This is a genomic window from Sphingomonas sp. HF-S4, assembly GCF_032911445.1.
GTDB classification, from domain to species: Bacteria; Pseudomonadota; Alphaproteobacteria; order Sphingomonadales; family Sphingomonadaceae; genus Sphingomonas; species Sphingomonas agrestis.
The window spans coordinates 2301773-2312834 of the sequence record NZ_JAWJEJ010000001.1 but is presented as its reverse complement, the minus strand read 5'-3'; the positions used below and the strand labels follow the sequence as shown (position 1 = coordinate 2312834).

Here is an 11062-nt window from a genome sequence, read left to right as displayed (position 1 = left end):
TTTCCAGAATTATAGGATGGAATGACGGGTCGAGGGTTCGGCTCGGCCCGTTTTTGCTCAGGCGGCCTGGCGATCCTGCCAGTCGATGACTGCAAGGTAGTTGCGCAGGCGGTTGAGCTCGAGCGACGCCATCAATGCATTGTCGTGATAGGGGTGGACAATCTGCGCGACATCGGCGGCCCAGGGCGCCGAGGAATCGAACACGATGCCGAGCCCGAAAACTGCGGGAACGTGCGCGAAGGCCAGCGCCCGGTCCGGCGTGCGTGCAGCATCGAGAAAGTCCTCTACCGCGGTCAGCACGCCATTGCGGGGGCCACCCTCGTGAGTAGCGAAGGCGAAATTCCCCATGCCGCGGAAGCCGCGATGCGGACGCAGCTCGGACTGGCCAAGAAAGGCGCCGCCTTCGAAGCTGTGCGGATGCCGCCATTCGGCCGGAATCCGCTCGGGGGCGTAATACATGTCGCGGCGGGCGGTCGGCCAGCTCACGTCGTGCAGAAACGCCAGCAGCGGACGGCCGTCGCGCTGCGCCAGTTCGTCGGCGATGCGCAGCTCGTTCGAGACGGTGTAGTAATTGTGATCGCCGTCGATCACCCACGCATCGACGTTGGCGAGCGTCGGCATCGCCTCGAGGCTCGGCAAGGCGATATGCGTAGCCGATTTGCAACCGTCGGCCCAGGCGATGAACTCGGGCTGCGGCGTGGGATCGATGCTGGTCAGATGCCCCTGCTTGAGCTGGGCATAGGCCGCAAGCTGCTGCGACATGCCGCCGAATTCGGCGCCGACCTCGACGAGGTTCGATGCGTCGGCGGCGTGCATGCAGCCGAGGATGATGTCGGAGAACTCGGACATCGAGTGGATCAGCAGGCTCATGCGGAAGCTCCGGTAGCGAGAAGGGCGTTGGCGGCGGCGGGCTTGGCCTCGCGCCGGGCGATCGGACGGAAGACGACGGCGAGCATCATCTGGCGGTCGCCCTGGCGCGGTGGCGGGGGGACCATCATGAAGCTGAATTCGTCGGCGCATTTGAACAGGTGCGGCGCGGCCTGCTCCATGCCCTCGAGCGAGGGCGTGGCTTCGATCTCCTTGTCGCCCTGCAGGCCCTTGTCGCTGAGGAAGCGATCGACGGGCATGAAGGTGGCGCTCTCGACCTGGACGTAATCGAACAACTGGCCGAACTGGACCCCGACCGAGAAGCGGCAGTCGCCCACCGGGATCGGCGCGATGTAATAGCCGTCATGCGTCGGCGTCGCGGTGACGTTGCCGGTCGAGACCTCACGGCCGTCGGCGACGATCAGCGGCAGCGAGATCGTCTGGTCGATGAAATCGGCGTATTTGAGCGACAGCCCGAAGCGCTTGTGCGCGAGCAGGCTGAGCTTGAGCGCGAGGCCCTCGCCCTGCAACTCGGCCGGCAAGTACATGCGGTCGGCGCCCTTCATGTAGAACAGGCCGCGCTGGCGCAGCCCCTTCCGGGCGATCTCGCTGTCGAACAGCGCGACGGTATTGTCGACGCCGAGGTTCACGTCGTGCTCGAACTGGCCGAGCACGGCGAGTTCCTCCGCGACCGGCATGTACATCAGCCGGCCCATCCCCGCCGCGGCGCCGCGGCGCCACATCGCGGCCTCGTTGGCCGAGACGTTGCGCAGCGTGACGTCGGCGGCCACGCGGGCGAAGCGGATCGCGCCGGCCTGGATCCGCTCGCGGACCTCGGACTGGCGCGACTTGATGCTGTTGCCCTTGCGGATCGACGCGCCGTCGGCAGCGTAATCGACCACCGAACCCTGCGCGGCGGTGCAAAGCTGCTCGAGCACGGCGACATTGGTGCAGAGTGCTTCCAGCGTATAGCCGTCATACGCGTCGTGGCCGATGAAGCCCTTCTTGTCGTAGCCGGCGCGGAACTGCTCGCGCAGCAGCAGGTAGCGGCCGGCGACCTGCACGCCGAAGCTGCGGACGAGCATCGCCTCGATCTCGTTCTGGACCGATCCGTTATAGCCAAGATCGACGAGCATCAGCGTGTCGCCCGGCTGCGGATCGACCGTGCGGCGGACATGCGCGACCAGCCGCTCGGCGAACGCAGTCGACGCCTTGACGATACGGCGCATCCGCGACGGCGTGGTCATAGCAGTGGCGAAGGCGCGGGCGCGCGTGTCGGTATCGGCGCGCGGCAGCTTGGCGAGGACCGTGGCGATTTCGTCCTTGGGCAGCAGCATCTGCTTGGCGACGACGGCGGGATCGGTCTCGAGTTCGATCTCCAGATAGCGACGGATCGCTTCCTCATCGACGAAGGTCGAGGCGGTCGCGGTGAAGCGGCTGATCTCGAGCGCATGGCCGGCCTGGCCGCTGCGCGCCTGATACATGCGCTGCGGCAGATAGCCGTCGCGCATCAGGAAGACGTGATGGACCTTGCCATTATGCTTCGCCGCGAGCGCCTCGGCCTCGTCGGCGAGCCAGCGGTCGAAGCCGTGGAGCACAGGGCCGAGCGTGGTGAAGCCGAATGCCTCGGCCTTGTCGGCAATCACCGGCTCTTCCATCGACAGCGCAGCGCGATGCGGCTGGTGGGTGAGGGCGATCTCGGTGGCGGCGGGATGCAGCATCGTGCCCACCGCCGCTTCGAGCCGCAGGCGCTGCTCGGTGCTCTCGGTGAACTGCTTGAGGTGGAGCGTCTGGACGCCGAAGGGCGCGACGCCGCCGCAATCGGCGCGCTTGTTGTCGCCGATATGGAGGATTTCGTGCGGCTGGACCGCGAGTTCCTTGAGGACGAACTTGTACAGGCCCTCGCTCTTCGCCTTGCCATAGGTGGCCGAGCAGAACACACGGTCGATCAGTCCGGCGACATCCGCGCCCGCGGCGGCGGCGATCAGGCCGCGCAGCTGGTCGGGGTTGAGATAGGTGTCCGAGACGATGATGACCTGGAGGCCGCGCGCCTTGGCGGCGCGCATCAGCTCGACGGTCGGGCGGAAGGCGAAGCAGTGCGCGGCTTCGGCGTCGATCTCGTTCTGGATCGCGCCCGCGCGCGCGTCGGGCCCGTTGGGGAGCAGCTCGCGGTAGATTTCCTCGATGGTGACTTCGCCGCGCTTCTCGCGCAGGTCGGCAGCGAGGCGCGCACGCTCCTCGGCCCATTGGCGCTGGGTGACCGTGGTGCCGGGCAGCGCGCCGAACAGGTCCTTGGGCGCGTGCGTATCGCGCCACAACAGCGTGTCGAAACAGTCGAGCGAGAGCAGCTTGATGCCGTCGCGCCCGTTCAGGGCGCCAGCAAGCGCGTGCGGAAGGATCGTGTCGGTCAATGCAGTTTCCCTGGAAATGCGCCCGCATCGAGTGACGCACAATTTCTTATAGGAAGAGCGGAGACCAGGTCGGCAAAATCTTCCTAGAATAGGGTGTCTGCAAAGGAGCCCGCATGACTCTCAGTGCCTACCAGAATGCCCGCAGCCGGGCAGAAACGCCGCGCGCCGCCGAATTCCGGTTGATGAGCCAGATCACCGGCGAGATGATGGACGCCGAAGCCGCCGGTCTTAAGGGAGCGATGCTGATGCCGCCGCTCCACCGCAACCGCGAGATGTGGTCGGCCTTCGCCACCGATTGCGGCGCGGCGGGCAACGGCCTGCCGAACGAACTGCGCGCGCAGATCATATCGCTCGGCCTGTGGGTCGAGCGCTTCACCAGCGACGTCGTCGCCGGGCGCGAGCCGATCGCCGAGCTGATCTCGATCAATCGCACGATCATGGAAGGGCTTCGCGGCCAGCGCCTGGCGGCCTGACGCGTGCCGATCGCGAGAAGGGGCGCCGCGGCATTGGTCACGGCGCCCTTTTCCATGCCTGGCGCTTATGGTTATCGCAACGTTATCCACGGGTTTTTGCGGTGCGGCGAGGCGACAAATCCTGCGGATCGGCTAGGTACAAGCCCTATCTGATTCTGTTGTGCGTACCGGTGTAGCGTTGGCTCCCCGCAATATGTTTGCCGGGGCTGATCGGAGGCCCCATCGTGCCTGGGAATGATCCAATTCTCGTCCTGATCCTGCGCGAGATGGCGTTGCGCAGCACGCTGGTCGCGCGACTGGCGATGAACGGCATCGACACCTGCACCGCGCAGTTTTTCGACGAGAAGCTGCCGCCCTCGGCGCGTGGCGCATCGCTGGTGCTCGTCACCGATCAGGGCGCGATCGACGGGCATCGCGGCGGCACCGCGGCGCTGCTCTGCGATCCGCAATGGCGGATGATCGTCGTGCTCGCGCCCGGGGACGGGGCGGCGACGCCTGATCCACGCCTCGTCCACCTTACCGACGCCGATGCCGCCGCGGCGCTGGTGCGGCTGCTCGCCGAGCGGCGCGTACTGGTCTAGTTCTTCGGGAACAGCCCCGCGGCGAAGGCGATCCTGAGCGCCTCCGAAAGGCTGCGCACCTCTAGCTTCTCCATCAGATTGGCGCGGTAGATTTCCACCGTGCGCGGGCTGATGTCGAGCTCATAGGCGATGATCTTGTTCGACCGTCCCTCGATCAGTCCCTTGAGCACGTCGGTCTCGCGCGGGCTGAGCTTGGCGATCTTCGCCTCGGCCGCGCCGATCCGGGCCGCCGCCTCGTTGTCTTCCTCGAGCCGCGAGAACGCGTTGTCGATCAGCTGGAGCAAGGTCTCGGCCTCGTAGGGCTTTTCGACGAAATCGAGCGCGCCGGCCTTCATCGCCTGGACCGCGAGCCCGACATTGCCCTGGCCGGTGAGGACGATCGGCACGAACTTCGGGCTACCGTCCAAGGACACGAGCACGTCGAGCCCGGTGGCGCCCGGCATATGGAAATCGAGCAGGAGGACGCCGGGGTCGAGCTCGCCCACGTCCTGGAGGAAGGCGTCCCCCGAGCGGAACCCGCGGACGATCAGATCCTGGCGTACCGAGAGAAGGCTATGGAGCGACGCGCGGACGGCGTCGTCATCATCGACAATATAAATCGTCCTGCTCATTCTATTCTACACCCTCCTCTGCGGCAGGCAGGGTGAAGCGGAAGCTTGCTCCTCCCTCGGGCCGATTCTGAGCACTCAATGTCCCGCCATGGGCCTCGATGATACGCTTGCTGATCGAAAGACCAATACCCATTCCGCCTCCGTTACCTTTTGTGGAGGTAAAGCGCGTGAACATCTGATCCAACACATGAGGAGGAATTCCGGGTCCAGAGTCGCTGACTCGCATCTCGACCATCTGATCTTCCACTGCATGAGACGATATCGTGATGTGACGATCCTGCGTTCCCGAGGTCCGCAATGCTTCCATCGAATTGCGCAGGAGGTTGACCAAGACTTGCTGGACCTGGATGCGGTCGGCGAAGATAAAGGGCGCGTTGGGATCGAGTTCGTAGCTTACCCGGATGTGGAACTGGCCGGTGCCGACCAGGACGAGATCGACGGCATCGCGCACCGTGCGATCGACGGATTCGGTGCGCATCTCGACTTCGCCGCGGGCCATGAAGGCGCGCATCCGGCGGATGATCTCGCCGGCGCGCTGGGTCTGCTCGGAACCCATGCGCAGCAGATCGACGACGCGTTCGGTGCCTTCGCCGCGCTCGATCAGCATCTTCGCCGCGGCGAGGAAGTTGGATGTCGCGCTGAGCGGCTGGTTGAGCTCGTGCGCGAGATCGGCGGCCAACTCGCTCATCGCGCTCTGGCGCGAGACGTGTGCGATCTCGGCGCTCAGCTCGCTCAGTCGCTCCTCGGTGGCGAGCTTGTCGGAAAGGTTGCGGACGAACACGGTGAGCAGGATCTGGCCATCGCCGCGCGAGACGCCGGTGCGGATCTCGATCGGGAATTTGCGGCCGTCGGCGGCTTCGGCGATGCTGGTCAGCACTTCGCCGATGATGCCGTTGCCAGTCTTGATGAAATGGTTGAGCGCCGCGAGGTGTGCGGCGCGGCGCTCGGCGGGGACCAGCATCGTCGCCGAGCGCCCGAGCACGTCGGCGGCGCGATAGCCCCACAGCGTTTCCGCGGCGGCGCTGAACTGCAGGATCGTGCTGTTCTGATCGAGCACCACCATCGCGTCGGGCACCGTTTCCAGCACCGAGCGGAGCTGCGCCTCGCGCCGGCGCAGCGCAGCCTCGCGCTCCTCGCGCTCGGTGACGTCCAGGATCACGCCCACGGTGCGCAGCAGATTGCCCTCGGCATCGTAGAAGGCGCGCGACGAACCCTCGACGGCGCGGACCCCGCCCTGGGGCTGGAGGAAGCGGTAACGGAAGCTGAACTTGTCGGCACGGTCGCGCACCGTGCGGGCGAGCGTGTCGAGGATGCGCTGGACGTCCTCGGGCTCGACCTGCGCGCGCCAGCCTTCGAAATCGGAGATCATGCTGGGGGCGAGGCCGAGGCGCTGCTCGGTGCCGGGCGACCATTCGAGATGGCCGGTGCGCACGTCCCATTCGAACACGCCGAGCTCGTGCGCCGAGGTGGCGAGCGCAAGGCGTTCCTCGCTCACCTTGAGTGCCTCGGTCGCGGCGACGCGTTGGGTGATGTCGGTGACCTTGAGCACGCGGACGGGCTCGCGGCCGGGGCTCTTCACTTCCTCGGTCTGCTCGAGCACCGCGAGCTCGCGATTGTCGCGCGTATATTCGGTCAGTTCGAGCCCATTCTCCCCGCGAGTGCCGCGCGCGCCCTGCGCGAGCCGGCAATGCGAGCGGAGCAGCATGTATTTGTTGTGACCGAGCGCCTCCTCGGCGGTCCATCCGTAAAGCTGCTCGCACCCGCCCGACCAGTGGGTGACGCAGCCGTCGCAATCGGTTAGCACGACGGTGGTCTGGTCGAGCGCCTCGCTGAGCTCGGCCATCGCCGCCTGGCCACGCGCGACGCGCAGCACCGCCCAATAGGCGATCAGCGCCGCGATCAGGATATTGGCGAGCGTCGCGAGCCCGGCAATCGCCATGGTCGGCAGCGGCACGCGACCGGTGACCAGATGCGCGATGAGGGTCGGCAAGATCGGCAGCAGCAGCGCCGCGGGTAGCAGGACGCGGATCGTCCGCCAGTCACCACTTCGAGTGGTCAGCACGCGGACCGCCTCCAGCCGGCTGTAGAGCACGAGATGTGCGAGCGCGAGCGCCGCAGCGGTGATCGCAGCCGGCAGCGACAGCGAGAATAGTCGGGTCGCGAAGGTGCCGAGCTGCGAGAATGCCGTCAGCACCGCCGCAACGCCGACCAATGCCAGCACCGTGGCGGCGAAGACACTGCTGGCTTCGGCCGCGAACCATTTGCGCACATGCGTTCCGTAGCCTGCGATCACGAGAAGCAGGAAGATCACGCTCGAATTGAGCCCCGGCCGACCGGGGTGGGGCGCCTCGTGGAGCGCGACCTGCTTGCCGAACAGCAGCAGATCGATGCCAAGATCGACCCGTAACATACTCTGTAAAAGAGAAATTACCGCGATCGCGACCGGCGCCAGCCACAGGATCCCTGCGGTCTTCGCCTTTCCCAACATTGAGGCAAGGAACCCCAGCGATAGAAATGCGAAGCCGACTGCCGTGAGCGGCCAGATGGGAAAACGGTCGTATCCGAAACCACGCAGCTTCGGCACGTCGAAGATCCAGCCCGCAAAAGAGAACAGGCTGCAAAACAGTGCCAGCGCGACAAGAGCTGTCGCGACATACTGTACCGCGGTTGGCTGGCTTTCGGCCGGCGCACCGGAAAATCTACTCACTCGCAAAATACCTGCCCCTGTACAGGGTAAAGCGAAGCGTACCTGCCTTAACACCGATTAAATCATCGTGGAAAGCTCTGTTGGTCCAAGATGCAACCCAATTCTAAATGCCAAATTTTTCCACGCGATTTCAATAATAAAGCGGGTGCTTGCTAAATGTTCCGTTTGCCACGATCAAAGGGCCCGCGCCGGATGCGCAACAAACAGGGAAGGAATCGCGCTTGTTTCGACCGGTTTTGATCTTCGGCGCGGTGCTCGCCCTGGTGGGCTGCACGGAGAGCGCCAGCAGGGCGCAGAGCAGCTCGTCCGAGCCGGCGACCGCCGCGCCGGGGCGGGGCAAGGGCTATGCGCACGATCCCTTCCCCTCGACCTATCGCGCCTATCCGGGCGCGGCGACGCTGGTGACCAACGTCACGATCTTCGACGGCGAGGGCGGTCGGATCGATAACGGCGCGGTGCTGTTCCGCGACGGCAAGATCGTCGAGGTCGGGCAGAATTTGAGCGCCGGTTCGGGCGTGACGGTGATCGACGGGCGCGGCAAATACGTCACGCCCGGCGTGATCGACGTCCACAGCCATCTAGGCGACTATCCCTCGCCTGGCGTCGAGGCGCTGTCCGACGGCAATGAGATGACTGGACCGGTCACCGCCGAGGTCTGGGCCGAGCACAGCGTCTGGCCGCAGGATCCCGGCTTCTCGCGTGCGCTGACCAATGGCGGCGTCACCACGCTGCAGATCCTTCCCGGATCGGCGAACCTGTTCGGTGGTCGTTCGGTGACGGTAAAGAATGTCTACGCCCGCACGATGCAGGCGATGAAGTTCCCCGGCGCGCCCTATGGCCTCAAGATGGCGTGCGGCGAGAACCCCAAGCGCGTCTATGGCAGCAAGGGCCGCGCGCCCGCGACGCGGATGGGCAATGTCGCGGTCGACCGCCAGACCTGGGCCAAGGCAGTCGAGTACAAGCGCCGCTGGGACAAGTTTGAGGACAAGGGCGGCGAGGCACCCAGCCGCGACATCGCGATGGACACGCTGCGCGGTGTGCTCGAGGGCGAAATCCTGGTCCACAACCATTGCTACCGCGCCGACGAGATGGCCGTCGTCATGGATATGGCCAAGGAGTTCGGCTACAAGGTAACGGCGTTCCACCACGCGGTCGAGGCCTACAAGATCGCCGATCTGCTCAAGGCCAATCAGACCTGCGCCGCGGTCTGGGCCGACTGGTACGGCTTCAAGATGGAAGCCTATGACGCAGTCAACGAGAACCTTGCCATCCTCGAAAAGGAAGGCGCGTGCGCGATGATCCATTCGGACGACCAAAACGGCATCCAGCGCCTCAACCAGGAAGTCGCCAAGGCGCGTTCGGCCGGGATCAAGGCCGGCTTCGACATTTCCGAGGCCTCGGCGTGGCGCTGGCTGGCGATCAATCCGGCTCGGGCGCTCGGCATCGCGGATAAGACCGGCAGCCTGAAGCCCGGCAAGATGGCCGATGTCGTGTTGTGGAACGGCAATCCGTTCAGCGTCTACACGCGGCCGCAAATGGTCTGGGTCGACGGGGCTTTGCTCTACGATGCGAACAATCCGAAGCTGCGGCCGGTATCCGATTTCGAACTGGGCCAGCCCGGCGAGGGGGACGTGAAGTGATCAGGAAGCTGCTTCTCTGCGCGAGCGCGACGCTCGCGCTCGCCGTCCCCGCCGCTGCGCAGACCGTGGCGATCACCAATGCCAAGGTCGTGATCGGCGACGGCGCCGGCCCGATCGACGGCGGCACCGTGGTGATCCGCGACGGCCGCGTCGTCGCGGCGGGTGCGGGCGTGGCCGCGCCTGCGGGCGCGCGCGTCGTCGATGCCGGCGGGCGCTGGGTCACGCCGGGGATTTTCGCGGGGTTCACGCGGCTCGGCATCGTCGAAGTCGATGCCGTCTCGGGGACCAACGATACGGCCGCACGCACCTCGCCGTTCAACGCGGCGATCGACGTCACCCCGGCGGTCAATCCCAAGAGCACGCCGATCGCGATCAACCGGCTCGAGGGCGTCACCCGGGCGGTGGTCGCGCCCGACAATAGCGGCTCGATCTTTGCCGGGCAGGGGGCCGTCATCGACCTCGGCGCCGACATGAACGCGGTCAGCAAACCCCGCGCCTTCCAGTTCATGGAATATGGCGAAGCCGGCGCGCGCGCCGCTGGGGGCAGCCGCACCGCCGCCTATGCGCTGCTCAAGAACGCGCTGTTCGAAGTGCGCGACTATGTCCGCAGCCCGGCGAGCTTCGCCGATCGCGGCAAGGACGCGCTGCTCACCCGCGCCGATGCCGAGGCGCTGGTGCCCGTCGTGCAGGGGCGGATGCCGCTGCTCGTCCATGCCGAGCGCGCATCGGACATCCTCGCGATGCTGGCGCTCAAGAAGGAAGTGCCGACGCTGCGGATGGTGCTGGTCGGCGCGACCGAGGGCTGGACCGTCGCGCGCGAAATCGCAGCAGCAGGCGTGCCGGTGCTCGCCTCGGCGCTCGCCGACCTGCCCGAGAGCTTCGAGCAACTCGCCGCGACACAGTCCAATATAGGCCGGATGAAGGCGGCCGGGGTGCTCGTCGGGATCGGCACGATCAACCAGGACGAGGCCCGCCAGGCGCGATGGGAGAAACAGTTCGCCGGCAATCTCGTCGCCTTGGGCGAGGTGCCCGGCGCGACCGGGCTTTCCTGGGGCGAGGCGTTCGCCGCGATCACCTCGCGCCCGGCCGAGGCGCTGGGGATGGGCGACGAGTTCGGCTCGCTCAAGCCCGGGCGGCACGGCGACGTCGTGATCTGGGACGGCGATCCGCTCGAGATCGGTACCTCGGCAGTGGGGATCTATATCGACGGCGTCGAGCAGCCGCTGACCAGCCGCCAGACCCGGCTGCGCGACCGCTATTGGGAGCCCAAGGAAGGGCCGCTGCCCAAGGCGTACCAGCACTGACGCGGAACCAGCGCGGCGGGTCCGGCATTGCCCTTTAGGAGACCGCCGGCGTGCCGCGCCGGCAATCGGGAGAGAAGCCGATGAAGAAGTTCGTGGTCCTGCCGGCGCTCGCGGCGCTGGCGCTGGCCGGGTGCGGCCCCGCTGCCGAGCGGAACGAAGCCGCGGATACCGCCGCTGCCGGCAATGCCGAGGCCGAGGCGAATGCGATCGTCAACGACGCGGCGCCGGGCAATGCGCTCGCCACCGTGCTCGCCATGTCCGATCGCCAGCGCAACGTGGTGTTCATCCGCGCACTGATGGATGCCGGGATCGACTGCCAGTCTGTGAATTCGTCCGAGCGGCTGCCCGATCAGGACGGCAAGCCCCTGTGGCGCGCAAACTGCCCGAACGGGGCGCATATGATCACCATTACGCCGGATGGCACGGCGAATATCGTCAGCCGGACGGATCGGTAGGCTTTCTCCCTTT

The 11062-nt window shown here is 66.3% G+C and carries 9 protein-coding genes; 5 read left to right on the top strand and 4 right to left on the bottom strand.

The window, feature by feature from the left end; all coding sequences use genetic code 11:
- Window positions 1–57: 57 nt before the first annotated feature.
- Together RZN05_RS10270 and RZN05_RS10265 are read right to left on the bottom strand one after the other, a co-directional pair.
- Entirely contained in the window at window positions 58–870 is an 813-nt protein-coding gene (locus RZN05_RS10270) for a class I SAM-dependent methyltransferase (protein ID WP_317226520.1), read from the bottom strand.
- Window positions 867–3278: an HAD family hydrolase gene (locus tag RZN05_RS10265; protein WP_317226519.1), complete on the bottom strand. Its 2412-nt coding sequence runs from the start codon at window positions 3276–3278 to the stop codon at window positions 867–869. The genes RZN05_RS10270 and RZN05_RS10265 overlap by 4 nt, the downstream gene beginning before the upstream one ends.
- 113 nt (window positions 3279–3391) lie before the next feature.
- Here RZN05_RS10265 and flaF point away from each other — a divergent pair, with 113 nt between their 5' ends.
- Complete coding sequence (gene flaF / locus RZN05_RS10260) at window positions 3392–3751, top strand: flagellar biosynthesis regulator FlaF (RefSeq protein WP_317226518.1); 360 nt, start codon at window positions 3392–3394, stop codon at window positions 3749–3751.
- 224 nt (window positions 3752–3975) lie between these two features.
- A complete protein-coding gene (locus RZN05_RS10255; protein ID WP_317226517.1) occupies window positions 3976–4332 on the top strand; it encodes a hypothetical protein in 357 nt (118 codons plus the stop codon).
- Here RZN05_RS10255 and RZN05_RS10250 read toward each other — a convergent pair.
- Together RZN05_RS10250 and RZN05_RS10245 are read right to left on the bottom strand one after the other, a co-directional pair.
- Window positions 4329–4943, bottom strand: coding sequence for a response regulator transcription factor (locus tag RZN05_RS10250; RefSeq protein WP_317226516.1), 615 nt, complete (start codon window positions 4941–4943; stop codon window positions 4329–4331). The two genes, RZN05_RS10255 and RZN05_RS10250, sit on opposite strands and share 4 nt — an antisense overlap.
- Window position 4944: 1 nt before the next feature.
- The gene (locus tag RZN05_RS10245) at window positions 4945–7353 is read right to left on the bottom strand and encodes a PAS domain-containing sensor histidine kinase (RefSeq protein WP_317226515.1); all 2409 of its coding nucleotides are present in this window, start codon (window positions 7351–7353) and stop codon (window positions 4945–4947) included.
- Between the two features lie 518 nt (window positions 7354–7871).
- Here RZN05_RS10245 and RZN05_RS10240 point away from each other — a divergent pair.
- From RZN05_RS10240 to RZN05_RS10230, 3 genes are all read left to right on the top strand, one after another.
- Window positions 7872–9290: an amidohydrolase gene (locus tag RZN05_RS10240; RefSeq protein ID WP_317226514.1), complete on the top strand. Its 1419-nt coding sequence runs from the start codon at window positions 7872–7874 to the stop codon at window positions 9288–9290.
- Window positions 9290–10594, top strand: coding sequence for an amidohydrolase family protein (locus RZN05_RS10235; RefSeq protein WP_317227601.1), 1305 nt, complete (start codon window positions 9290–9292; stop codon window positions 10592–10594). The genes RZN05_RS10240 and RZN05_RS10235 overlap by 1 nt, the downstream gene beginning before the upstream one ends.
- Window positions 10595–10674: 80 nt before the next feature.
- Entirely contained in the window at window positions 10675–11049 is a 375-nt protein-coding gene (locus RZN05_RS10230) for a hypothetical protein (RefSeq protein WP_317226513.1), read from the top strand.
- The last annotated feature ends 13 nt before the right edge of the window (window positions 11050–11062 follow it).

Coding starts and splice junctions, on each gene's coding strand:
- RZN05_RS10270 (WP_317226520.1), bottom strand. CDS start 870: ATGAGCCTGCTGATCCACTCGATGTCCGAGTTCTCCGACATCATCCTC.
- flaF (WP_317226518.1), top strand. CDS start 3,392: ATGACTCTCAGTGCCTACCAGAATGCCCGCAGCCGGGCAGAAACGCCG.
- RZN05_RS10250 (WP_317226516.1), bottom strand. CDS start 4,943: ATGAGCAGGACGATTTATATTGTCGATGATGACGACGCCGTCCGCGCG.
- RZN05_RS10245 (WP_317226515.1), bottom strand. CDS start 7,353: ATGTTACGGGTCGATCTTGGCATCGATCTGCTGCTGTTCGGCAAGCAG.
- RZN05_RS10230 (WP_317226513.1), top strand. CDS start 10,675: ATGAAGAAGTTCGTGGTCCTGCCGGCGCTCGCGGCGCTGGCGCTGGCC.